Annotated in this window: 22 protein-coding genes; 12 read left to right on the top strand and 10 right to left on the bottom strand. The window is 69.6% G+C overall.

From position 1 onward, the window contains the following. Positions 1–37 precede the first annotated feature (37 nt). Positions 38–1282, bottom strand: a complete 1245-nt coding sequence (locus tag BMZ83_RS00215) for an NAD(P)/FAD-dependent oxidoreductase (RefSeq protein ID WP_074874416.1) — start codon at positions 1280–1282, stop codon at positions 38–40. A gap of 119 nt (positions 1283–1401) precedes the next feature. On the opposite strand from BMZ83_RS00215, the gene BMZ83_RS00210 reads away from it, so the two are divergent. Then, positions 1402–1953: a DUF6149 family protein gene (locus BMZ83_RS00210; RefSeq protein WP_074874414.1), complete on the top strand. Its 552-nt coding sequence runs from the start codon at positions 1402–1404 to the stop codon at positions 1951–1953. Positions 1954–2125: 172 nt separating this feature from the next. Here BMZ83_RS00210 and BMZ83_RS00205 read toward each other — a convergent pair whose 3' ends face one another. Next, positions 2126–3442, bottom strand: coding sequence for an NAD(P)/FAD-dependent oxidoreductase (locus BMZ83_RS00205; protein WP_074874413.1), 1317 nt, complete (start codon positions 3440–3442; stop codon positions 2126–2128). 144 nt (positions 3443–3586) lie between these two features. Between BMZ83_RS00205 and BMZ83_RS00200 the strand changes: the two genes are divergently transcribed. Continuing rightward, positions 3587–4939 carry a hemolysin family protein gene (locus BMZ83_RS00200; protein ID WP_074874411.1) on the top strand — a complete coding sequence of 451 codons (1353 nt, stop codon included), beginning with the start codon at positions 3587–3589 and terminating at the stop codon, positions 4937–4939. A 52-nt stretch (positions 4940–4991) separates the two neighbouring features. On the opposite strand, the gene BMZ83_RS00195 is transcribed toward BMZ83_RS00200, so the two are convergent. From BMZ83_RS00195 to BMZ83_RS00185, 3 genes are all read right to left on the bottom strand, one after another. Next, entirely contained in the window at positions 4992–5753 is a 762-nt protein-coding gene (locus BMZ83_RS00195) for a class I SAM-dependent methyltransferase (protein WP_074874409.1), read from the bottom strand. After that, positions 5754–7097: a histidinol dehydrogenase gene (gene hisD / locus BMZ83_RS00190; RefSeq protein ID WP_074874407.1), complete on the bottom strand. Its 1344-nt coding sequence runs from the start codon at positions 7095–7097 to the stop codon at positions 5754–5756. A gap of 177 nt (positions 7098–7274) precedes the next feature. Then, positions 7275–7469, bottom strand: coding sequence for a cold-shock protein (locus tag BMZ83_RS00185; RefSeq protein ID WP_049980416.1), 195 nt, complete (start codon positions 7467–7469; stop codon positions 7275–7277). A gap of 142 nt (positions 7470–7611) precedes the next feature. On the opposite strand from BMZ83_RS00185, the gene BMZ83_RS00180 reads away from it, so the two are divergent. Next, the gene (locus tag BMZ83_RS00180) at positions 7612–8235 is read left to right on the top strand and encodes a class I SAM-dependent methyltransferase (RefSeq protein WP_074874405.1); all 624 of its coding nucleotides are present in this window, start codon (positions 7612–7614) and stop codon (positions 8233–8235) included. 41 nt (positions 8236–8276) lie between these two features. On the opposite strand, the gene BMZ83_RS00175 is transcribed toward BMZ83_RS00180, so the two are convergent. Next, complete coding sequence (locus BMZ83_RS00175) at positions 8277–8681, bottom strand: MaoC family dehydratase (protein ID WP_074874403.1); 405 nt, start codon at positions 8679–8681, stop codon at positions 8277–8279. An 88-nt stretch (positions 8682–8769) separates the two neighbouring features. On the opposite strand from BMZ83_RS00175, the gene BMZ83_RS00170 reads away from it, so the two are divergent. Then, positions 8770–9579, top strand: a complete 810-nt coding sequence (locus tag BMZ83_RS00170; protein ID WP_074874401.1) for an alpha/beta fold hydrolase — start codon at positions 8770–8772, stop codon at positions 9577–9579. Beyond that, positions 9569–11158, top strand: coding sequence for an AMP-binding protein (locus BMZ83_RS00165; protein ID WP_074874399.1), 1590 nt, complete (start codon positions 9569–9571; stop codon positions 11156–11158). Before BMZ83_RS00170 ends, BMZ83_RS00165 begins: the two co-directional genes overlap by 11 nt. Positions 11159–11194: 36 nt before the next feature. On the opposite strand, the gene BMZ83_RS00160 is transcribed toward BMZ83_RS00165, so the two are convergent. Continuing rightward, positions 11195–12055 (bottom strand): SDR family oxidoreductase, encoded by an 861-nt coding sequence (locus tag BMZ83_RS00160; protein WP_074874397.1) that lies wholly within the window; start codon positions 12053–12055, stop codon positions 11195–11197. 131 nt (positions 12056–12186) lie between these two features. On the opposite strand from BMZ83_RS00160, the gene BMZ83_RS00155 reads away from it, so the two are divergent. The 7 genes from BMZ83_RS00155 (at position 12187) to BMZ83_RS00125 (ending at position 19263) form a co-directional block, all read left to right on the top strand. Then, the gene (locus tag BMZ83_RS00155) at positions 12187–12888 is read left to right on the top strand and encodes a helix-turn-helix domain-containing protein (RefSeq protein WP_074874396.1); all 702 of its coding nucleotides are present in this window, start codon (positions 12187–12189) and stop codon (positions 12886–12888) included. An 81-nt stretch (positions 12889–12969) separates the two neighbouring features. Further along, on the top strand, positions 12970–14313 hold the full coding sequence (locus BMZ83_RS00150; protein ID WP_074874394.1) for an ABC transporter substrate-binding protein: 1344 nt from the start codon (positions 12970–12972) through the stop codon (positions 14311–14313). Beyond that, positions 14314–15153: an ABC transporter ATP-binding protein gene (locus BMZ83_RS00145; protein WP_074874392.1), complete on the top strand. Its 840-nt coding sequence runs from the start codon at positions 14314–14316 to the stop codon at positions 15151–15153. It abuts the gene before it with no gap. Further along, positions 15150–15848: an ABC transporter ATP-binding protein gene (locus tag BMZ83_RS00140; protein WP_074874390.1), complete on the top strand. Its 699-nt coding sequence runs from the start codon at positions 15150–15152 to the stop codon at positions 15846–15848. The genes BMZ83_RS00145 and BMZ83_RS00140 overlap by 4 nt, the downstream gene beginning before the upstream one ends. Beyond that, entirely contained in the window at positions 15845–16858 is a 1014-nt protein-coding gene (locus tag BMZ83_RS00135) for a branched-chain amino acid ABC transporter permease (RefSeq protein ID WP_074874389.1), read from the top strand. Before BMZ83_RS00140 ends, BMZ83_RS00135 begins: the two co-directional genes overlap by 4 nt. 160 nt (positions 16859–17018) lie before the next feature. Beyond that, positions 17019–18218, top strand: coding sequence for a branched-chain amino acid ABC transporter permease (locus BMZ83_RS00130; protein ID WP_177191568.1), 1200 nt, complete (start codon positions 17019–17021; stop codon positions 18216–18218). A 31-nt stretch (positions 18219–18249) separates the two neighbouring features. After that, positions 18250–19263 (top strand): 3-oxoacyl-ACP synthase, encoded by a 1014-nt coding sequence (locus tag BMZ83_RS00125; protein WP_074874387.1) that lies wholly within the window; start codon positions 18250–18252, stop codon positions 19261–19263. A gap of 13 nt (positions 19264–19276) precedes the next feature. Here BMZ83_RS00125 and BMZ83_RS16665 read toward each other — a convergent pair whose 3' ends face one another. From BMZ83_RS16665 to BMZ83_RS00115, 3 genes are all read right to left on the bottom strand, one after another. Then, the gene (locus tag BMZ83_RS16665) at positions 19277–19450 is read right to left on the bottom strand and encodes a hypothetical protein (protein WP_166623236.1); all 174 of its coding nucleotides are present in this window, start codon (positions 19448–19450) and stop codon (positions 19277–19279) included. 510 nt (positions 19451–19960) lie between these two features. Further along, on the bottom strand, positions 19961–20707 hold the full coding sequence (locus BMZ83_RS00120; RefSeq protein ID WP_074874385.1) for a TrmB family transcriptional regulator: 747 nt from the start codon (positions 20705–20707) through the stop codon (positions 19961–19963). Next, positions 20707–24195 carry an MMPL family transporter gene (locus tag BMZ83_RS00115; RefSeq protein ID WP_074874382.1) on the bottom strand — a complete coding sequence of 1163 codons (3489 nt, stop codon included), beginning with the start codon at positions 24193–24195 and terminating at the stop codon, positions 20707–20709. The genes BMZ83_RS00120 and BMZ83_RS00115 overlap by 1 nt, the downstream gene beginning before the upstream one ends. Positions 24196–24325: the final 130 nt, after the last annotated feature.

Genomic DNA, 24325 nt, shown 5'->3' with positions numbered 1-24325 from the left:
TATCAGTCGTCCGTCACGGTAGCCCTCACCGTGAGGATCAGTCGTCCGCGACGGGGGCTTCCAGATCGTCGACGCTGAAGGACTTCTCGACCAGCGTCTCCTTCTCGTTGCCGACGTGGGTGCCCTCACGCATCAGCTGCTTGTACGCCGACTGGGGCGCGAGGTCGCCGATCAGGACGCCGCCGACGATGCGGCCGTCCTTGAGCGCCAGGCGGCGCCACTCCGTGTCGGAGTACTTCCGCTCGACGCTGTCGTCGCCCATCGTCGGGTGACCGAAGGAGAGGAACGGGAAGTCGAAGTGCGTGATCGAGTACGAGGAGACCCAGCGGAACTCGTCGTCGCCGTAGTCGAGCATGTTCTTCGCCGCGCACTCGCCCTGGGCCTTCGCCGAGCCCCACGCGCCGTTCTGGGCCTGCTCGCCCAGGATTAGGTCGTCGAACTTGGTGCAGTCCCCCGCCGCGTACACGTCGTCGAGGTTGGTCCGCATGTACTCGTCGACGACGATTCCCTGGCCGTCGTACTCCAGGCCGGTCCCGCGGAGGATCTCGGTGTTGATGTCCAGCCCGATCGCGACCCCGACGAAGTCGGCGTCGTACTCCTCGCCGTTGGGGTCGATCGCGCTGTCGACGTGGCCGTCGTCGTCGACCTCGAAGTGGTCGACGCCGGAGTCGAAGACGGGCGTGACACCCCGCTCCCGCAGCGCGTCGTGGATGATCTCGGCACCGTCCTCGCTCAGCGCGTAGCGCCACCACGCGTTGCCCCGCATCAGGTAGTTGGCGTCGACGTCCTGCGCGCCACAGATGGCCGCGAAGTCGATGCCCAGTAGCCCCGCGCCGACGATGACGCCGGTGTCGGCCGCCTCCACGTCGGCCTTGATACCCCGGGCGTCCTCGAACGTCCAGAAGTGGTGGACGCCCTCGGCGTCGGAGTTGTCGACCGGGAGCTGCGCGGGCGTCCCGCCGGTGGCGATCAGGAGTTTGTCGTACTCGTAGGTGTCGCCCTGGTGGCTCGTGACGGAGTGGCCGTCGGTGTCGATGTCGACGACGAGCGTGTTGAGCCGGAGGTCGATGTCCCGCTCGGCGTACCACTCCTCGTCGTGGATGGAGATTGGGGCTTCGGGGAGCTTCCCCTTCGCGAACTCCTTGATCAGGATGCGGTTGTAGAGAGCTTCCCCCTCGTCGGTGATGACCGTGATGTCGGCGTCCGGAGCGTTCTCCCGTAACGTCTCCGCCGCCGAACTCCCAGCGACCCCATCGCCGATGATCACGAACGATTCGCTCATGGCCACCAGTTTGGCAGTGGGGGTTAATGTGGGTTGCCATACGGTTTTCGGTAGGGGAACCGTACCCACATCTCGCACTCTCGGAGGGTTGAAGGCCGTCGCGCCGCGACGTTCGATCGATGAAGCTCCGCCAGAACGTTCGCCACTTCGCGGCGAAGCAGGCGCTGACCATGCCGGTCGTCGGGGAGAAGATGAACGAGAAACTGGTCGATCTCCACGTCGACGTGTTCGGCGACCGCGCCGAGGAGGGCGCCCGCGAGGAGCGCGAGCCCCACATGGAGGCCTTCTTCGACTGCACGATGGCGACCTACCTCGCCGCGCTCTCGGCCGGCTACCCCGAGGCCGAGGCCCGCGAGATCACCCACCTGCAGGCGAACTTCGACTTCTACAACCACGGCTGGACGGAGATGATGGAGTTCCCGGTCGACGAGGTGGCGGAGCACTACGACCGCTACGCCGAGTTCTTCGAGGCCCACGACATCACCATCGACGAGCCGCTGGGGGAGTTCCGCGACCGCGAGATCCCCGACGCGCCCTCGACGCCGGGGAAACTCGACGATCCGGAGCACCCCCACGCCGCGGAGGGGTTCGCCGACGACGTGTACGTCGAGACCGGGGACGGCGTCGTCGCCGGTGACCGGGGCGACGAGATCCAGGAGTCGATGAACTGAGTAAGGTCGCACGTCGCTCGGCAGTCCCTGAGAGGGAGCGAACGGGAGCCGCAAGTCGGTGAGCGCCGCGACGACGGCTACGGCGGACGAATTCACACCCCCGAGGCCCGTCACGGTACATTAGGTCACGGGGAGGCAGGTCCCGCTCTTCTACTCGAGTTCCGGCCCCCAGTCAGTCCGCCTTCCGGTCGATCCGCTTCGCGCACTCGAAGCCGGCGACGATGCCGCCGTCGAGGGAGCGCTCCGGGTACTGGGCCTCGCTCGCCATCCCGGCGTAGTAGAGCCCGTCCGCCACGTCGTCCTGCAGGTCGTAGGGAACAACCATGTCGAGGTACCCCCGCTCGTAGATCGGCGCCGCCCGCGGCGCCTTCGCGAGGCGGAACTGCTCGACGTGGTCCCGGTCGAAATCGGGGAACATTCCGGCGATGGCGTCGAGCCAGCGGTCCTCGATCTCGTCGTCGTCGGCCGTCGCCAGCCACTCCTCGTCGCTCTGGACGTAGGAGGCGACGTAGAGCAGGTGGTCGCCGCCGTAGCGCGCCGGGGGGACGAAGTTCGTGTGCTCGATCAGCGCGCCGAAGGGGGCCTCGTCGGCGATGTTGAGCCAGTAGGTGTCCGTCAGCGGTCGGTCCATCGTCACCACCGCACAGACGGCGCCCTGGAAGTCGATCTCGCAGGTGTAACCCGCGAGCTCCTCGAGCACGTTCGGCATCGTCGCGACGACGACGCCGTCGGTGTCGTGGGTGGTCGTCTCGCCGGCGGTCTCCGTGGTGACGGTCGTGACTTCCCCGTTCTCGATCCCGAGGCCGGTGACGCGGGTCTCGGTCCGGACCGTATCGCGGCCCACCGACTCGACCAGGGGGTCGAGGAGTGCCTCGAACCCGCCCTTCGGGTAGCCGAGGATCTCGCCGCGGAGCAGGTCGCGCTCGCCGCGGAACTTGATGCGGGCGAGCAGCCACGCCGCGCTCACGTCCTCCTTCCGGTCGCCAAACTTCGCGTCGAGCAGCGGCTCGAAGAACGTGTCGTAGACGTTCTCGGTGGTGTGTTCCTTCGCGAACTCGACGGCCGACTGGTCCTCGAAGTCCTCGAGCCGCTCGTAGGTGTCGAACGAGGGGATCCCGCCGCGCACGTCGATGTCCAGCGTGAGCATCCCGAGCCGGAACTTGTCGTAGACGCTCCAGTGGGGGAACGCGAGGATCTGCCACGGCGTGTCCATCGGGTACGTCTCCCCCTCGATGTGGTAGGCGTTCTCCCCGACCAGCCACTCGATCCGGCTGCCCGCGCCGAGTTCGTCCGCGAGGCGGACGATCGTCTCCTCGGACTTCGAGAGGTGGTGGTAGAACTTCTCGATCGGGTCGCCGGCGGTCTCGTAGCTCGCGGCGAGGCCGCCGAGGTCGCTGCTACCCTCGAAGATCTCCACCTCGTGGCCGCGCTGTTGGAGGCTGTACGCGGCCGCGAGTCCGGCGATACCGCCGCCGACGACGTGGTACATACTGGGAAGACGGGGGTGGCGGCGGAAAAACCCTCCCGGTATCGCCGACGGCCGTCGACGCCGCCCGCACACGACCCTTTTTGTCCGACGCGCCGGAGATATCCGTATGGACTCGCACACGAACATCGTCGGTCCGGGCGAACGATGGTAGACCTCGCGCTGTCGCTGGGCCGGCTCGCCGTCGCACTGGTACTGGTCGCGGTGAACGGCTTCTTCGTCGCCGCGGAGTTCGCCTTCGTCAGGGTTCGCGCCACCTCGGTCGAACAGCTCGTCGACGAGGGCCGTACCGGCGCGGGGGCGCTCCAGGACGTGATGACCGACCTCGACAACTACCTGGCGACCACCCAACTCGGCATCACCCTCGCCTCGCTGGGGCTGGGGTGGGCCGGCGAACCCGCCATCGCGTCGCTACTCGAGCCCGTTCTGGGCTCTCTACTGCCGCCGGGAATGGTCCACCTCGTCGCCATCGCGATCGGCTTCTCCATCATCACGTTCCTCCACGTCGTGTTCGGCGAGCTCGCGCCGAAGACGTTCGCCATCGCCCGGACCGAACGCCTCTCGCTGCTGCTCGCGCCGCCGATGAAGCTGTGCTACTACGTGCTCTACCCCGGCATCGTCGTCTTCAACGGCGCGGCCAACGCGTTCACGAATCTGCTCGGCGTCGCGCCGGCCTCGGAGTCCGACGAGACGCTGGGGGAGCGAGAGATCCGCCGCGTGCTGGCGCGCTCCGGCGAGGAAGGCGACGTCGACGTGGCGGAGGTCGCGATGATCGAGCGCGTGTTCGAACTCGACGACACCGCCGTGCGGGAGGTGATGGTGCCGCTGCCGGACGTGATCAGCGTGCCGGCCGACGCCACGCTCCCCGAACTGCGAGAGACCGTCTTCGAGTGGGAGCACACCCGCTATCCCGTCGTCGCGGCCGAAGACTCGACGCAGGTCGTCGGGTTCGTCGACGTGAAAGACGTGCTTCGGGCGAGCGAGGCCGACCGTGACGAGGGGACGACGGCCGCCGACATCGCACGGGAGGTGCTCGTCGTGCCCGAGACGACGACGATCAACGACCTCCTGTTGCAGTTCCAGGCCGACAGCCAACAGATGGCCGCCGTCATCGACGAGTGGGGCGCCTTCGAGGGGATGGCCACCGTCGAGGACGTGGTCGAAGCCGTCGTCGGCGACCTCCGGGACGAGTTCGACGCCGCGGACCGCGAGCACTCGATCCGCCAAGGCGACGCCGGCGAGTTCGACGTGGACGGCGGCGTCACCATCTCCGCGGTCAACGACGCGCTCGGGACCGACCGCGACCACGACGCCGTCGAGACCATCGCGGGGCTGATCCTCAGCCAGCTCGACCGTGCCCCCGAGCGCGGCGACAGCGTCGATATCGACGGCTACGTCGCCGAGGTGACGGGCGTCGACGGCACCCGGATCGACACCGTCCGGATCTCCGAGCGCGACGCGGACGGCGGGAACGACGAGAAGTCAGGGACGGACGACTGAGCCGTTCCCGCGAGCGCGTTTTCAAACCCGACCGTCGGCGACGTTCCAGCACTCAGTTCCGCGCGACCAGCAGCGTCGTCGCGCCCCCGCCGAGCAGTCGCACGTCGGACAGCCCGGCGCCCTCGGCGGCCGCTCGAAGCGATTCGGCGTCGTGGACCGGGACCTGGACCGTCTCGCTCGTCGTCGCGGCGTCGCCGCTCGACTCGTCGGTCGCGCGGTAGCCCATCCGGAGGCCGACGCCGCCGTCGGCCGGCAGGTCCGTCACCGAGCGTTCGAGCCGGTAGCCGCTGCCGGTGAGTACGCCGACGGACTCGACGGCGTCGCGGACCGCTCCCGCGTCCGTGACCGCCCGCAGGAGGAAGGTCCCCTCGGGTGCGAGTCGGTCGGCTGCGGTCTCGATCAGCGCCGCGGGATCGTCGACGGCCGGCGGCGCCGCCGGCCCGGCCATCGCGACGACGGCGTCGAACGCCGTCTCGGTCGGCGGCTGTAGCGGGTCGCCGACCGTGACCTCGGCCGCCGGCGCGCGGTGGGCCGTGAACCTGAGCAGGTCGTGGTGGCCGTCGACGCCCAGCGCGCGGTCGAAGCGGTCGGTCAGGTGAGCGAGGAGCGCGCCGACGCCACAGCCGAGTTCGAGCGCGTCGCCGGACTCGGGGGCGAACGCCCGGACGGCCTCGAAGTCGCCGGCGACGCGCTCCTCGTCGGTCAGGCGGTCGAAGACGGGGGCGAGCGAGGTGTACAGCGAGTGATCTCCTTCCGGGTTCCGAAGGAGCCGCTCGCAGGCGTCGGCGAACGTGGGTGCCGCGGGCCGGGGCATCTACGTGTCCCCGGCGTGGCCGGCATCCTCGGTGCCGTCGCCGGACGCGTCCGACCCCTCGCCGTCGGCGTCCTCCTCACGCAGCCGCACCCGGACGCTCTCGGCGTGGGCCTCCAGCCCCTCAGCCTCGGCCAGCGTGGTGACCGTCGGCGCGAGGTCGTCGAGCGCGTCGCGGTCGAGTCGCTGGACCGTCGAGGAGCGCAGGAACTCGTCGACCGAGAGGCCGCCGTGGACCTTCGCGCCGCCGCCGGTCGGGAGCACGTGGTTCGTCCCGGTGCCGTAGTCGCCGGCGGCGACGGGCGCGTACCCGCCGAGGAACACGCTGCCGGCGTTGTCGACGCGGTCGAGCAGCGCCTCGTCGTTCTCGGCCTGGATCGAGAGGTGCTCGGCGGCGTACTCCTCGGTGAACAGCACCGCCTCGGGCATCGAGCGCGCGACCAGCACGCCCGAGGCGTCGTTGTCCAGCGCGCCGCGGATGATCTCCTCGCGCTCGCGATCGCTCGCCTGTCGGTCCACTTCGGCGACGATCGCCTCGGCCAGTGCCTCGTCGTCGGTGACGGCGACGGCGCTGGCCTCGGGGTCGTGTTCGGCCTGCGCGAGCAGGTCGGCCGCGACGTACTCGGGATCGGCAGTGTCGTCAGCCAGGACGAGGATCTCGCTCGGCCCCGCGAGGAAGTCGATCTCGACTTCGCCCCGGACCTCGGCCTTCGCGGCAGTGACCCAGGGGTTGCCCGGGCCGACGACCTTCTGGACGGCGTCGACGGTCTCGGTGCCGTACGCGAGCGCACCGATGGCCTGTGCGCCCCCCACGGAGTAGACCGCGTCGGCGCCGGCCTCGTGGATCGCCGCCAGCGTGACCGGGTTGATCTCCTCCGCGGGCGGCGTGGCGACGGCGACGTGATCGACGCCCGCGACCTTCGCGGGCACGACGCCCATGATCGCACTCGAGGGGTAGGCCGCGGTACCGCCGGGGACGTAGACGCCGACGCGGTCGATCGGCCGGAACCGGCGGCCCAGTTCGCGGCCCTCGAACTCCTCGCGCCAGTCCTCGGGGAGCTGTCGCTCGTGGAACGCCCGGACGTTCCCGATGGCGTCACGGATGGCCTCGAGGGTGTCGTCGTCCACCTCGTCGACGGCGCGCTCGGCCTCGGCGGTCACGTCGACGTTGGCGACTTCCACGCCGTCGAACTCCGAAGAGAACTCCCGGAGCGCGACGTCACCCTCCTCGCGCACCCGGGGCAGAATCTCGCGAACGTCCTCGCGGGCGCTCTCGACGCCGGCGTCCCGATCGAAGAACGCCCGGCGCTCGGCCGTCGAGAGGTCCGCGATCGATCGTGGTTGCATGGCTCGGGGTTGCGCGGCGCGGCCTAAGGCGGTTGCGGATAGCCGACGCTCCGTGGTTGGGAACGCGAGCAGCGAGAAACCGCGGGTCGGTAGCGCCGCCGCTCGAACGTGTGAGTTCAGGGGTCCGCGCGTGCGGACGCCCGAATAGTTACTGCGCTGCGAAGAACCGAATCCGACTTACAGGCGGGTCAGGTTCGTCGCGCGGGGGCCCTTATCGGCCTGTTCGATGTCGAACTCGACCTCCTGGCCCTCCTCCAGGTCGGGACCGCCGACGTCTTCCATGTGGAAGAACACGTCGTCGTCCGCGTCCTCAGTCTCGATGAATCCGTAACCGCCCGTGTCGTTGAAGAAATCAACCGTACCAGTCGCCATTACGTTCCTACAAACCTGCCGATGGATGTTAACCCCTTCGGTCCGTTCTCGCGAGAACCGCGGGTTTCGACCGGCGAGTTCCGGAACCGACCCCGGGCCCGGGCCGACGGGTCTTTACTCGCCCGTCCACGACCTGGGGGCAGTGAACCCAGAGGACGTGCGCGAGGAGTGGGCCGAGCGAACCGGCGAGTTCTCCCCGACGTACTACGCCCACAAGGGCCCCAACGAGGCCAGCGAGTCGGTCCGCGACCTGCTGGAGCACTTCCTCGACCCCTCGGCGCGCGTCCTGGAGATCGGCTGTAGCTCCGGGCGCCACCTCGCCCACCTCCACGACGGCGGCTTCGAGAGCCTCCACGGGATCGAGATCAACGCGGACGCGATCGACGTGCTGCGGGAGGAGTACCCCGACCTCGCTGCCGACGCCGAGTTCCACGTCGGCGACGCCAGGGAGATCCTGCCCGAGTTCGACGACCGCGCCTTCGACGCGGTCTACTCCGTCGAGACGCTCCAGCACATCCACCCCGACGAGGCGGAGACGGTGTTCGACCAGGTGGCCCGGGTGACGGGCGACCTGCTGATCACCGTCGAGAACGAGTCCGCCCGGGGCGCGGGGGCCCGCGAGGACGCCGAGGTCTCGTACGTCAACGACGAGTTCCCGCTGTACCACCGCGACTGGAAGGCGATCTTCGAGGATCGGGGGTTCGCCCAACTGCTCTCGGAATCGAGCAAACGCCGGGACACGCTGCGCGCGTTCCGGCGGCCGTAGTCGCCGCGGAACTGCGCGCGTTCCGCCGGCCCTGAGACGGCTTACTCCCCGTGCGGGACCGAGAGCACGACCGCCTCGCCGTCGATCACGGTGGTCGCGTCGTCGACGACCTCGGCCACCGTCTCGACGCGCACGCGGTCGTCCCCCAGCTCCTCGACGACCTCGACGGTCGCCCGGACCGTGTCGCCGGGTCTGACCGGCGCCTCGAAATCGAGGTCCTGGGAGAGGTAGACGATATCGCCCGGCAGCGCCGCGAGCGCGGCGCTGATCAGCCCCGCCCCCAGCATCCCGTGGGCGACGACGCCGCCGAAGAACCCCTCGGCGGCGTACGCCTCGTCGGTGTGGAGCCGGTTCTCGTCGCCGGTGAGATCGGCGTACCGGTCGATGGTCTCTCGGGTCACTTCGCGCGCTACCTCGGCGTCGTCGCCGGCGGCCGCGACAGGCATATCCTGATCCAGTCACGGCGGCACCGTAGCCTCCCCGGTTCACATGTGAATACGGCCCTTGATAGACGGGGCGAAACACGGTAGGGGTATGCCAACCGCGCACAACGGCGACGTGGCGCTCTCCTACGACCGGGAGGGGCCGAAGTCGGCGCCGACGGTCGTCTTCGTGGAGGGCCTGGGCTACGGGACGTGGATGTGGCAGTTCCAACGCGACCCGCTCTCGGAGACCTACGACACCATCGTCTTCGACAACCGCGGGACCGGGGACTCGGACTGTCCGGAGGGACCCTACACCATCGCGGAGATGGCCGGCGACCTGGCGGCCGTCCTCGACGACGCCGGCGTCGAGGAGGCCCACGTCGTCGGCGCCAGCATGGGCGGGATGATCGCCCAGCGCTTCGCGCTGGACGACGACCGCGCCCGGTCGCTCGCGCTGCTGTGTACCTCCCACGGCGGCGAGGACGCCGTCCCGGTTCCCGAGGAGACGCAGGCGTTCATGTTCGACGTGCCGGAGGACGCCGACGAGCGCGAGGCGATCCGGTACAAGATGACGCCCGCGATCTCCGACGGTTTCGCCGAGGAACACCCCGACCTCGTCGAGCGGATCGTGGACTGGCGGCTCGACTCCGACGCCAGCGAAGCCGGCCGGACCGCGCAGGCCGCCGCGGTACAGGCGTTCGACGCCAGCGACGAACTCGACGAGCTTTCCGTGCCGACGCTGATCATGCACGGCACCGACGACGAGGTGCTCCCCGTCGAGAACGCCCACGCGCTCGCGGAGCGACTCCCGCACGCCGAACTCGAACTGTTCGAGGGCGGCCCGCACCTCTTCTTCGTCGAACAGCCCGACGCCGTGGCCGACCGACTCCGGACGTTCCTCGATGCACATGCCCGGTAGCGAGTTCACGCCGGTCCACAGCCACAGCTCGCGCCCCTACGACTGGGTGGGCGCCTGGAGCGAGAAGCGCACCGAGCTCTCCCCCGACCGCGTCGGCCTCGTCGACGACACCACGGGGCGGGAGTTCACGTACGCCGACCTCGACGCCCGGGCGAACCGGACCGCGCGCCTGCTCCGCGAACACGGCGTGGACGACGGCGAGCGCGTCGCGGTTGTCTCGCGGAACCGCCCGGCGCTGGTCGACCTCTTCTTCGCCTGCGGGAAGACCGGCGGCGTGCTCGCGCCGCTCTCGCACCGACTCGCGGCGCGGGAACTGGGCGAGCTGCTCGGGAACGTGGACCCCGAACTGCTGGTCGTCGAAGCGCCGTTCGCCGACGCCGTCGACGACGCGCTCGATCACGTCGACGTGGCGACGACGGTCCGGTCGCTGCCGGCCGAGGGCGAGCGGGCGGTCGACCACCCCTCCCTCCTCGACGAGCGCCCCGACGACGACTCGCCAGTCGAGACGGCCGACCTCTCGATGGACGACCCCGCCCTCCTTCTCCACACCGGCGGCTCGACCGGGACCCCGAAGGAGACGGTGCTGACCCACGGCGGGCTGCTCTGGAACTCGTTCAACACCATCACGGCGTGGGGGCTGCGCGAGGACGACACCACGCCGATGGTGTTCCCGATGTTCCACACCGGCGGCTGGAACGTGCTCACCCTCCCGCTGTTCCACATGGGCGGCGAGGTGGTGATCGCCCGGGAGTTCGACCCCGCGGAGGTGCTGGACCTGGTCGAACGCACGGGCGCGACGGTGCTCGTCGCGGTGCCCGCCGTCCTGCGGATGATGACCGAACACGACGACTGGGCCGACACCGACCTGTCGTCGCTGCGGTTCGCGAAATCCGGCGGCGGCCCCTGTCGCGACGCGGTGCTCCGGACGTGGTGGGACCGCGGCGTCGACCTCTCGCAGGGGTACGGGCTGACCGAGTGCGGCCCGAACAACTTCACCATGCCGGAGGGCTGGCCCCGAGAGAAGGCTGACAGCGTCGGCGTGCCGGCGATGCACGTCGACGCCCGGGTCGTCGACGACGCCGGCGAGGTGGTCGACCGGGGCGAGGTCGGCGAACTCGAACTCGCCTCGCCCCACGCCGCCGACCGCTACTGGGGGAACGAGTCCGAGACGCGCGGGACGTTCGGGCCGACGGGCGACGCCGACGACGGCTGGGTCTCGACGGGTGACCTCGTCCGCGTCGACGACGAGGGGTACTACTACATCGAGGGTCGCAAAAAGAACATGTTCGTCTCCGGCGGCGAGAACGTCTACCCCGCCGCCGTCGAGAACGCCCTCACCGACCACGCGAAGGTCGAGGAGGCGGTCGTGGTGCCGATCCCCGACGAGACGTGGGGCGAAGTGGGGAAGGCCGTCGTCGTCGGCGACGAGTCACTGACGCTCGAGGAGCTGAACGACTTCCTCGACGGTCGGCTGGCACGGTTCAAGCACCCGAAGGCGCTCGCGTTCGTCGACGAGATGCCGACCTCCGGCCCCTCGAAGATCGACCGCGGCGCGGTCGACGACCGGTTCGGGGAGTGAGCGGTTCGGGACCGGCCGAGTACCGCCCGCGGCGGGCTACTCGTAGGTGTTCGTCATCCCGCCGTCGAACAGCAGATCCCCGCCGTTGAGGTGTTTCGCGTGTCGGGAGAAGCCGAAGACGAACAGGTTCGCCACCTCGACGGGGCTCATCATCCGCTCGGTTCGGGACTGGCCCAGCATCACGTCCTCGACCACCTCCTGCTCGGTCAGGCCGCGCTGTTCGGCCGTGTCGGGGATCTGGGCCGTCACCAGCGGCGTCGAGACGTAGCCCGTCGACACCGAGAACGCCCGGACGGTGCCGTCGCCCTCGGCGGCCAGCGACTGGGTGAGGCCGCGGACCCCGAACTTGCAGACGTTGTACGCCACCTTGTCGCTCGTGGTGTAGTGGCCGTGGACCGACGCCATGTTGCCGACGGCGCCGCCGCCGGCCTCGCGGATGTGGGGGACGGCGTGCTTGGACAGGAGCGTGGGCGCCCGGAGCATCACCTCCTGCATCAGGTCGTACTGCTCGGCCGGGAACTCCTCGATCGGCGCGACGTGCTGGAGGCCGGCGACGTTGGCCAGGAACCGTAGATCCCCGTACTCGGCAGCCGTGTCGACGACGTCCTCGATATCGCCGTCGTCGGTCAGGTCGCCCTCGATCGGGTGGACCGTCCCGTCGGCGTCGAGCTCGGCCGCGCGGTCGACCGTCCCGGCGAGCCCGTCGGCGTCCACGTCGGTCGCGGCGACGGTACAGCCGTTGACCGCGAGCGCGACGGCGGTGGCCCGGCCGATCCCCGAGGCCGCGCCGGTGACCAGTGCGACCGAACCGGCGGCGTAGCGGTCGTCGTCGACGTCGAGTACGTTCGCGGCGGTGAGGTCCGGCCCGTCCGCACCCGGGATGGAGTCGTCCGACATGGCCGACGGGAGTTGCCGGACGACCCAATAAGGGAGGGTTCAGGTGTGAACCCGTACCGGACTTGAATGCCCCACGGAAACCCTTAACACGATATAGGCGGATCGTTCATGACAGTGCAGTCCCACCCCCCATGATCGACATCGCACTCGATATGCGGCAGTACGACTGCCCCTTCATCGACACGACCGACGACGCCGAGCTGAGCTTCGCGGCGTCGTACTGGGAGTTCAACCCCGCGGCCGGGGAGCTCGAGACCCGGATGGTCGTGGAGGCGCCCGACCGCCACGAACTCGATCAGGGGCTGTCGGAGCTCCGTGACCACCGGGGGATGCAGGGGTTCGACCTGCTGGCCAAGCGCGACGGCGCCGCGCGGATACGGACCACGATCGAGGAGACGAGCGCGATGCGCACGATCCGCCAGAACGACGGCTACGTCACCGGCCCGTTCTACATCGAGGACGGCCGCGAGACGTGGCACGTCGGGTTCGACAACGACGGGCTCGCCGACGGCGCGCTCGCGGGGTTGGAACGCAACAACGACTTCTCCGTCCTCTCCCGTGAGGACACCAGCATCCCGGAGGTCTCCGAACTGATGAGCAACGCGGGTGCCGCGATGACGCTGATCGACGGCTGCCGGGAGCTCTCGGAGACCGAGCGCGAGACGCTCGAAACCGCGGTGGAGGGCGGCTACTTCGAGAGCCCACGTGACGCGACGTTGGGCGATCTCGCCGACGAGTTCGACGTCTCCAAGCCCGCAGCTTCGAAGAACCTCCGACGGGCCGAGCGGAAGCTGATCGAGCGGGTCGTCGACGCCCTGGGGGACCTGGAGTAGCGCCCGGAGGGCCGCCCACGGCCGGATTATTCACATGTTAACCCACCCATCCATAGGGAGAGAGTGTCTCACGATGAGGATATGGCGCGAAAGCTATCCCGACGCGGAATGCTTCGAGCGACCGGCGCGGCCGGCGTCGCCGGACTCGCAGGTTGTACAGACGCACTCGGAGGGGGCGGCGGGTCGATGAAGATCGGCGTGCTCCAGCCGGTATCGGGCGACCTCGGTTACTACGGGAAACAGGCGCTCTGGGGGTTCTTCTCCGGGCTCGCCTACAAGGGCGACACCGACCCCGTCGAGGAGTCGACCACGGGGAGCTACACCGTCACCGCCGGCGACACCGACTACGAACTGCTGGTACGTGACACGCAGTTCAGCGCGGACACCGCGCAGTCGGCGGCGACGGACCTCGTCGAGAACGAGAGCGTGGACATGCTGTTCGGCACCGCGTCCTCGGGCGCGGCCGGCCGGGTGATCGACACGGTCGTCGACACCGCCGACGTGCCGTTCATGGCCGGCCCCGCGGCGTCGGCCGGGATCTCCTCGAACGAGGGGACCTGTTCGGACATCGTGTTCCGGGCCTCCGAGAACACCGCGATGGACGCCCGCTCGGGCGGGAAGTACGTCGCCCAGGAGACCGACATCTCCTCGGTGTACCTGTTCGGCGCCGACTACTCCTTCGGCCGCGCGGTCGTCAACAACTACGAGCAGGTGCTGTCGAACAACGGCGTCGAGATCGCCGGCAAGCGCTTCGTCCCGCAGGGGTACAGCGAGTGGGAGGGGCTGCTCGACAACGCCGAGGAGGCCGGCGCCGACGGCGTGGTCGGCGGTTTCACCGTCGCGACGCTGCCCGCCATGTTCACCTCCTACCTGCAGGGCGACTACAGCTACTCGGTGTTCGGCGGCCTCGCGACCCGTATCACCAACGCGGTCGTGGGCCAGACGCTCCAGCAGGCGCTGGGGGAGCCCCTGACACAGGAGAAGATCGACAACTCCGGGCTCGGACCGTTCACGACTCGCTACCACTGGAACCAGTACGACAACGACATCAACAGCTCCTTCGTCGAGAGCTACACCGACGCCTACGGCACCGTGCCCGACCTCTTCTCCTCGGGGACGTTCACCGCCGCCTCCGCGATCGTCCAGGCCGTCCAGTCCGCCGGTTCCACGAGCGGCAGCGACGTGGCCGAGGCGCTCCGTGGGATGACCGTGACGGACACGCCGAAAGGCGAGGACGGGTACACGTTCCAGGAGTACAACAACCAGGCCCGATCGGCGATGACTGTCGCGGACCTCGCACCCACCAGCGACGAGTGGAGCGACAGCTGGCAGGCCGCGATCCAGCCCGGCGAGCCGCTCGCGACGATCGGGAAGGACGAGACCACGATCCCCGCCGACGCGCCGGGGATGAACTGCTCGCTCTAGATGCTCCGCACCGCCGGACTGACCAAACGCTTCGGCGGGCTCACCGCCGTCGACAGCGTCGACTTCCAGCTTCGTGACGGGGAACTCTGCTCGCTGATCGGCCCCAACGGCGCCGGCAAGACGACGTTCTTCGACCTCCTGACCGGTGCGCTCGAACCCACCGCCGGCAGTATCGAACTCCGCCGGGACGGCGAGTGGGAACCGCTCACCGACGCCTCCCCGGCCGAGGTCGCGCAGGCGGGGGTCCACCGATCCTACCAGATCACGAACGTCTTCCCCGAACGGACCGTGCTGGAGAACGTCCGCGTGGCCGCGCAGGCGGCCGGCCCGAACGACTGGAAGGGGTGGCGGAACGCCGCCGCGTTCGAGGAACACGTCGAGGAGGCCTACCGCATCCTCGACCGCGTGGGGCTCGACGCGCTGGCCGATCGCCCCGCGAGCGCGCTCTCCCACGGCGAGAAGCGCCAACTCGAGGTCGGCATCGCGCTCGCGGGCGACCCCGACGTGTTGCTGCTCGACGAGCCGAACGCCGGCGTCTCCAGCGAGAGCGTCGACGACATCATCGACCTGATCGTCGACGTGGCCCGCGACCACGCGGTGTTGCTGGTCGAGCACAACATGGACATCGTGATGAACGTCTCCGATCGGATCGTCGTGCTGAACCAGGGCGCCGTCATCGCCGACGACGAGCCCGAGGCCGTGCAGGACGATCCCGCGGTCCAGCGGGCGTATCTCGGCGGCTACGGCGAGGACGGCAGGGAGGCACCCACGACCAGTGGGGCGACGACGGGCGACAGTGCGGACGACGGAACGGATGCCGGCGAGGGGGCCGAGCCGTGAGCCTGCTCGAACTCGACGGCGTCGAGACGTACTACGGCGAGAGCCACATCCTCGAGGGCGTCGACCTCGAGATCGAGGAGGGCGAGGTGGTCGCGCTGATGGGTCGCAACGGCGTCGGCAAGACCACCACGCTGCGGAGCATCCTCCAGCTCACCCCGCCCCGCGAAGGGTCGATCCGCTACCGGGGCGAGGAGCTGGTCGGCAAGGAGACCCACGAGGTCGCCGACGCCGGCGTGGGGTGGATCCCGGAGGACCGCCGGATGTTCAGCCAGCTCACCGTCGAGGAGAACGTCCGCATCGCCGTCCCGAAGGGCTCGGACGTCGAGGCGGGGCTCGAACTCGCGTGGGACGCGTTCCCCGACCTCGAGGAGATCCGCGACCGCGACGCCGGCGACCTCTCCGGCGGGCAACAGCAGATGCTCGCCATCGCCCGCGGGCTCGTGGGTGAGAACGATCTGCTGCTTGTCGACGAGCCCAGCGAGGGGCTGGCGCCGCTGATCGTCGAGGCCGTCCACGACGCGCTCGAGGCGGTGGCCGGCGAGACCACGATCCTGCTCGTCGAGCAGAACCTCCCCATGGCGCTCGACTTGGCGGACCGCTTCTACGTACTGGACCACGGCGTCGTCGTCGACAGCGGCGACGCCGACGAGGTGTCGACCGACTCGGAACGGCTCAGGAGGCACCTCTCGGCATGACGGGGACCGTACTCGCACCGCTGTTCGTCGACGCGCTGGGGGAGTTCTTCCGGCCGGGGACGCTGTCGGAGGTGCTCCTGAACGGGCTCTCGAAGGCCGCGCTGTACGCGATGATCGCCAGCGGCCTGACGCTCGTGTTCGGGCTGCTCGGCGTGCTCAACTTCGCCCACGGCTCGTTCACCATGCTCGGCGCCTACCTCGGCGGGCTGGTGATGGTGGTGCTGGTCGGGAGCGCGACGGGCGACCTCGCCCGCGTGCTCTTCTTCCTCGTCGGGACGCTGGTCGTCTTCGCCGCCATCGGCGCGCTGGGCGGCGCCGTCGAGGTGGGGCTGATCCGCCAGCTCTACGACCGGCCGCCGATCTACCAGATCCTGCTGACGTTCGGGCTGGCGCTCGTACTCGACGAGGGGGCCCGCATCGTCGTCGCGTTCTACGGGCTCCAGCCGATCACCGACTGGCGGGACGCGCTGGGCACCAAGCCCGGCTTCATGGCCGAGAACCTGGAGGTCGCCGGGCTCACGGTCGCACCCCTCGCGCTGTTCCAGATCGTCTTCGGCGTCGTCACCATCGGCGCCGTCTGGCTGTTCCTCACCCGGACCCGCTACGGGATGGTGGTCCGGGCCGGCAGCGAGGACGACGAGATGACCGCCGCGCTGGGGATCGACGTGAACCGCGTGTTCACCACCGTGTTCGCGCTCGGCTCCGCGGTCGCCGGCGTCGCCGGCATGCTGCTGATGTGGGACCCCGTCTGGGGCGCGAGCCTCCCGCTGGCCCACGAGACGCTGCTGCCCGCGTTCGTCGTCGTGATCGTCGGCGGCCTCGGCACGTTCCGTGGCACCGTCGTCGCGGCGGGGCTCGTCGGCCTGGTCGACGCGACGATGACGTGGTGGTTCCAGAACGCGATCACCTTCACCGGGCTCCCAGAGATGATGATCTTCCTCGTACTGGTACTGACGCTGATCGTACGGCCGCAGGGACTGTTCGGCGTCGAGGAGGTGGGGGGCCATTAGCGACCCTGTCGACCCGCCCAGGGAAAACGACGCGCACGAGGGGGGCGCCCATCCGCCCGACGAGGCCGATCCGACCGTCCCGGAGAGCGACACGCTCGCGGCCACCAGCGGGACCGAGTGGTGGCGTCGCTACCTTCGCGAGCACACCGCGCACGCGCTCGTGGTCGCGGCGCTGGCGCTGTACCCGTTCGTCTACGCGCTGCTCGTGGCGTCGCCGCTGGGCACCGAGGCCGAGACGCTGCTGCCGCGGGTCGACACGATGGTCGGGGTGTTCTACTTCGGCCTGTTCGCGATGTCGTTCGACTTCGTCTCGGGCTACACCGGCTACCTCTCCTTCGGCCACGCGATCTTCTACGGCACGGGCGCGTACTTCGTCGTGCTCGCGGCCAACGGACAGGTGCCGCTGCTCGCGCCGGGGACGCCGTTCATGCTCATGCTGCTGCTGGCGGGGCTGCTGGCGGTCGCCATCGCGCTGGCCATCGGCGCGCTCTCCTTCCGGCTCTCGGGGGTGTACTTCGCGATGATCACCCTCGGCTTCGCCCAGGTCGCGTACGTGTTCGTCCGCGGCTGGGACTACGTGAGCGAGAACCCGAAGGACGGCGCCGCGGTGTCGACGGACGTCCACCCCGACGGGTTCGACGTCGGGATCCCGTGGATCGACGCGCTCAACCTCGAGATCGGCCGACTGACGGGCGACACCGTGGAGTTCCTGTTCGTCTCGCTCTCCGGGACGGAGGTGTCGTACTACATGGTCGGGCTGGTGGTGCTCGTCTGCTACCTCGCGATGCAGCGCCTGATCCACTCCCCGTTCGGCACGGTGCTGCTGGCGATCCGGGAGAACGAGGAGCGCGCCGAGGCGGTCGGCTACGAGCCGTTCCAGTTCAAGCTCGCGGCGTTCGCGATCAGCGGGTTCTTCGCCGCGGTCGCGGGCGGACTGAGCGGCGGCTACGGCCGCTCGGTCGCGCCCGACAGCTCGATGTACTTCCTCGTGACCGGCGACGCGCTGTTGGCGTCGATCATCGGCGGCTTCGGCACGCTGGCCGGGCCGCTGTACGGCCGACTGTTCGACGAGACCGTCCGGGAGTTCCTCTCGAAACGCGGCTCCGGCGGCGGGTTGCTGCCGTACCTCCGGGACCACCTCCCGGCGAGCGTGATCGAGGCCGACCTCGTCGGCGGCCTCACCGTCGGCGGCGCCATCGAGACGTTCCTCAACGGCCACGCCAGCCTCTACGTCGGCGTGATCTTCGTGCTGTTCGTGCTCTACGTCCCGAACGGCCTGCTCGGCACCGTCCGTGACCGCCTCGGCGGCACGGTCGCGAAACAGCTCCCCGACTACCTCGACCGCTACCGGCGCGACTGATCGGTCGAGGCTCCCTTTCGACGACAACGCTATGACCGTCTCACTCACTGGCTACGGGCGCGACGTACCGCAGGAAACGATCACCGGCGAGGCGATCGCCGACCGCTCGGGCGTCCCCGAGTCGGTGGTCGTCGAGAAGATGGGCGTCGCCGGGAAACACGTCTGTCCGCCCGACGGCGACCACGTCACCGACATGGGCGTGGCCGCGGCCCGCGAGGCGCTCGCCGACGCCGGCGTCGACGCGAGCGCGGTCGATCTGGTGCTGTACCACGGCTCGGAGTACAAGGACCACGTCGTCTGGTCGGCGGCGGCGGACATCGCCGAGCGCCTCGGCGCCGAGAACGCGTTCGCGACCGAGAGCTACTCGCTGTGTGCCGGCCAGCCGATCGCGTTCCGGCAGGTGGCCGCACAGATCCGGACGGGAGATGTGGACACCGCGCTGCTCGTGGGCGCCAGCCGCGAGGAGGACCTCGTGGACTACACGGACGCCGACGCCTCCTTCATGTTCAACTTCGGGTCGGGCGCGTGTGCGACCGTCCTCGAACGCGACGCCGGCGACCGCGCGCGGGCGACCGTCCACGGCCACGCCGCGAAGACCGACGGCTCGTTCTCCCGGGACGTGATCATGCCCGCCGGCGGTTCCGAGCGCCCGCCCAGCCCGGCGACCGTCGACGAGGGGCTCCACAGGCTGACGGTGCCGGACCCCGAGGGGATGAAGGAACGGCTGGGCGAGGTGAGCCTCGCGAACTTCCTCGAAGTCGCCGACGACGCGCTCGCCGAGGCGGGGTTGACCCGCGAGGATATCGACTTCGTCGCGCTCACCCACATGAAGCGCTCGTTCCACGACTACCTCACCGACGAACTGGGCGTCGGCGACGGCCACCACTACCTCGACGGGTACGGGCACGTCCAGAGCGTCGATCAGGTGCTCGCACTCGACGAAGGGCTGGATCGCGGGTTGGTCGAGGACGGCGACGTGGTTCTGTTCCTCGCCGCGGGGACGGGCTACACGTGGGCGGCGAGTGTGCTGCGCTGGGTCGACTGAGCGGGGGAGGGAGCTATCGCCCCAGCGCCATCCCCGTCGCCACGCCGACGAGCAAGCCGGCGGTGGCCGTCGGGAACGCCGCCGCGAACAGCACAGCCAGCGGCAGGGCGGCGAACGGCAGCATCATACCGAGGGTGGGTGGGTGGCGATACGGTCGGTGGTCCGTGTTCGGGGTTGGAACGTACATCGTCTGTGGAGGGGTTGCGTCGTGCGTCAGCGGGGCGATACGAGCCACGTCGCCGTATCCACTGTATCCGAGCGTACGAGCCCGAAGAAGTCGGGATCGGGACGGGTCCGTCGGGGACGAACTGCGTCAGATCGCCCACCGGACGGCGGGAACGACGACGCGCGCGATCCGGGCAGGGGACCGCGGGTCTACGACCGGATATCGGTCGCGCGACTGGGTCCCCTGGCCGGGGAGAAGCGCGCTCGTGGGGATGCGTGATGGCACGTCGTCGTCACCTCACCCACTGGTAGTCGAGACGACAGTATAAAGCTGAGTAGGGGTTGGTAACGTACGACGTGCCGGGAATCATCGAAACGATTGCGACTACTACTGTCGGGAGGATGTGAGCATCCGCGAGCGAAGCGAGCGGTTCCCCGGCCGAGCGGGCGAGGCCGGCTTTTTGGCATGAACGGGTTTTAGGGGGTTCGACCGAGCGAAGCGAGGGAGGACCCTCCTAAAAGAGGTTCAGGTTCAGACGAACGCCTGGCGGATCACCGCCGCCAGCACGCGCGCAAACCCCGTCCCGTCGCTCCAGAACGCCGACTCGTCGGCGACCGACTGCATCTCGGCGGTCGGTCGGACGCTCAGCAACACCGTGTCGTCGTCGACGAGCAGCACGCGGCCGACGCTGAGTTCGGGCGTCGCGTCCGCCACCGCGACCGCCGAGAGCCCGGCCTCGCTGGCGGCCTCGCGCACGGCCGCGTCGGCGCTGGCGACGATCACGTCCACGCCCGCCGCGTCGGCGTCGGCGAGCCCGTCGGCCACGTCGCCGGACAGCAGCGAGGGGCGGCTGGTCGCGAACAGCACCCGTTCGTCCGCGCCCGCGACCAGCGAGGTGACCCGGGCGGTGACGTTCTCCCGGCCCTCGGTCGTCCAGATGGCCTCCCGGTCGTCGGTGGGGGCCTGCTGGCCGCGCACGGTCTCCAGGTGATCGAACGCGCCCTCGGTGGTCGAGTGCAGCCGGTCGTACAGCAGTTCCCGGGCCTCGTCGATGTCGACCGGGCGGTAGCGCGTGGGCGAGCCCTCCTGGACGTCGATCAGGCCGAGTTCCTCCAGTTCGTCGGCCGCGCCGTACACCTGCGACCGGGGCACGTCCGCGACCTGCGCGATCTCGCTGGCGCTCGCGACGCCGAGCTTCTGGAGGCCGACGAACGTCCGGGCCGCGTACGTCGACAGCCCGAGTTCGGTCAGCGCCGCCGCGGCGTCGGCGTCGTCCATCACTCCTCCTCGCGGGTCCAGGCCTGGTTTACGCGGTTGAGCTGTCCCTCGCTCAGCGTGCCCTGGTCGAAGCTCTCGTAGGCGTCGTCGAGGTCCGCCGCCGAGACCGTCCCGGATGCGGTCACGCGCTCGAACACGTCCGCCACGACCTCAACCGCCTCGGCGCCGTCGACCGGGTAGTACTCGCCGTCGACCACCAGCGCGCCGTCGAAGCCGAGCCGGTCGCCGTCGCCCGCCTCCGCGGGCACGCCGGTCGTGTACCGCAGCGTCGGGTTCTCGTCGTCGAACGCGACCGAGACCACCTCGTCGGTTTCGGCCGTCCGGACCGGCTCCGGGCTGGCTGACTCGACGGTCGGACCCTCGCCGGCGCGCTCGTAGAGCACTGCGCGGCCGTCGACGCCGGCGGTCTCGAGGGTCACCGTGACCCGCTCGCCGGGCGCGACGACGCGGCGGTCGAGGCGTCGTTCCGCTCGCGGGCCGTCGCCCGCCACAGCGGCGCCGGCGCCCGTCGGCGCGTCACCGTCGTCGGGCGCGGGGAACACGCCGTCGGGCCCGACGTACTTGGTCCAGACTGCGAGCAGCGAGGGCAACACCAGCACGCTCGCGAGGAACGCGTAGACGATCGTGAGCCCGGTGATCTGCCCGAACTGCTGGAGCGGCGGCAGGATCGCGAACACCAGCACGCCGAAGCCGCCGACCGTGGTGGCCGCCGAGCCGAGCAGCGCGCCGCCGGTGCCGGTGACCGCGCGCTCCATCGCCGTCCAGATCTCGCCGGTGCGCTCGAGCTCCTGGTTGTAGCGCTCGGAGAGGTGGATGCTGTAGGCGACCCCGAGCCCGACGGTGAGGCTGGTGATCATCCCCGTGATGACGTTGAACGGGATCTCCAGCAGGTGCATCGTCCCCAGGATCCACGTCACGCTGAACGCGACGGGAAGCAGCGTCACCGCGCCCAGCGTCGCGCTGCCCTCGGTGATCCGGTAGGCGATCATCAGGAAGACGAACGTCGCCACGAGCGTGATGAGCAGGCTCTCGACGACCGTCTCGAGCAGCTGGTCCTGGACGATCTTGTTCAGGACTGCGCTGCCGGTGGCGGTCGCGTCCAGCCCGTCGCCACGGACTTCGTCGGCGACCGACCGCATCGACTCGGTCACCGCGTCGCCGCCGGCGCCGCCCTGCACGGAGACCACGATCCGCATGGCGGTGTACTCGCCGTCGTCGCGCTCGATCACGCCCGCGGCGCGGTCCGGCGCGGCCTCGTAGAGGTCGTCGTACAGCACGCCGAGGTTCCGGTCGGGCACGCCGTCGCCGTCGGTGTCGGCGGCGACGAAGCTCTCGTTGAACGACTCGTTCTCGGCGGCCACCGACTCCATCACCGACAGCGGGCTCTCGATCCGTGCCTCACCGTTCGAGAGCGTCTGGGTGACGTTCTCCTGGGCGGCGGCCTCGCGCTCGGCGGCGGCGACGCGTTCCAACACGTCGTCTTGTGTGAGCGCGCCGGAGCTGTTCTGGCGTATCAGGATCTGTGCCTGCGAGTCCTGCCGGACGAAGTTGTCGTTGACGTACTCCAGGTTCGCCTTCGCGGTGTACGTGCTCGGGGCGAACGGTTCGGGGAGGTCCTTCATCCAGTCGTCGGGGTCCTCCGCGATGAAGTCGGTCTGGTCGAAGGAGGTGTCGACCTGGGTCGCGCCGTAGCCGCCGCCGGCGCTGAGCAGCAGCGCGGCGACGATGACCAGGTACGGGCTCTTGCGCGCGGCGGTCGCGCCGACGGCGAGCACCGACGAGAACGCGCCGCCGCCGGTGCCGAAGGCTTGCTTCCGTCGGTCGATGCCGCGGGCTTCGAGGAACTCGTCGAGTTCGACCTTGAGTGCCGGGATCAGCAGGCCGAACACCAGCAGCGCCGCGGTGATCCCCGCGGCGCTGACGATGCCGAACTCGCGGATCGGCGGCACCGGGCTGGTGAGGTTCGAGAGGAAGCCGATCACGGTCGTCGCCGTGACGTACAGCAGCGCGATCCCGACGCCGACCAGCGCGGTCCGCATCGAGCCGCGGGGGGCGCTCCCGCCGGCGTTCCCGCGCTCCTCGCGGTGGCGCATGAAGATGTGGATGGCGTAGTCGATGCTGAGCCCGATCAACAGCACCGGGACGGCGATGAAGATCTGGTTGAACGCGATCCCCGTCCAGCCCATGAAGCCGAACGTCCACGCGAGCACCGCGCCGATGCCGAACAGCCCCAGCAGGATGTCGAGCACGTCGCGGTAGGCGACGATCAGCGCGATCAGCACGAAGACGATCGCCAGCGGCCCGACGATCAGGAGGCTGTCGGCCATCGAGTTGTTGATCTCGTCGAAGATGATCCCGGCGCCGAAGACGAGGTACTCGCCGCCCTCGGCGTCCTCACCGAGCTCCTGCATCGCGAGCTGGGCGTCGGTCACGTCCTCGCCGGCGGTCCCCTGCGAGGCCGAGCCCTCGCCCTCCATCGTCACGATCAGCATCGTGGCCTCGGCCTCGGTCGAGCCGGGCTCGTAGTCGGTCGGCATGAGCGCGAACGTCCCCACGCCCTCGCCGCCGTCGTTCCCGGCGTCCTCACCGAGCACTAGCTGGATGGTGTCGTGGAGCTCCGACTCGTTCATCGAGCGGATCTCCTCCTGCTGCTCAGCGAGCGTCGCGTTGGAGGCGTTGCGGTACTGCTGTCGCTCGGTCTCGAGTTCGTCAGCCAACTCCTGCAGGCGCTCGGCGTCCGCCTGGAGCTCCTGCGAGCGCTCCTGCAGCGTAGCGTACTGGTCCTCGAGGACGCCACGCGTCCCGAGCCGGTACGCCTGCTGGACCTCCTCCTCGGACTCGGCGTTCCGGAGCTGTTGGGCCGCCTGCTCGAACGTCGCGGCGTCCTCGTCGGTGAACTCGACGCTCGTGTTCGCCTGCACGTCCGCGAAGACGGCGTCGACGCTCGCGTTAGGGTTCTCCCGCAGCGTCGTCAGCCCCGTACGGAGGAGGCCGGCGGTCCGAGTCAACGTCTCGTTGCGCTGCTCGATCGCCGCGCGTTCCTCGCTCACGCTCTCGTTGAGCGCCTGCAGTTCGGCGGCGGTCCGCTGCACGTCCTCGCCCTCCTCGGCGGTGATCGACGCGATCGCGATCACGTTCGCGATGCTCGAGGTGGGCCGATCGCCCGAGAGCGTCGCGTTGACGGTTTCGTTGTCGTGGAGTGACTGCTGGTACTCGAGTAAGCCGACCAGCGACCCCTCGTCCAACACGTCGTCGTCGCGCTGGATCACCTGCGCGGTCGTGGTGGCCTCGTCGCCGGTCGAGAAGTTCTCCTCGGCGTAGTCGAGCGCGTCGCCCTCCGGCGACTCGCTCTGGAACTGATCCAGCGAGGAGGTCTGCTCGACCATCGCGGCCCCGCTACCCAGTACGACGGTCAGCACCAGCATCACCGCGATGACCACCTTGCTGTGGTCCATCACGGCGTCGACGACGGTGTCGACCCCCCTCATCCGCACCTCCGATCGCTCGCCGCACTCTGGCTGGACATCTGTCTGTACTCTCGTACTAACAGCTTGTGGTTAACCCTTCCGACTTCGCTGAACGGTCGTTCAGTCGGGGAGGAGACCGGCCCGACGGCGG

Source organism: Halolamina pelagica, from assembly GCF_900115675.1.
GTDB classification, from domain to species: Archaea; Halobacteriota; Halobacteria; order Halobacteriales; family Haloferacaceae; genus Halolamina; species Halolamina pelagica.
Note: the sequence above shows the minus strand (reverse complement) of the source record. Positions and strands in the feature narration are given on the sequence as shown.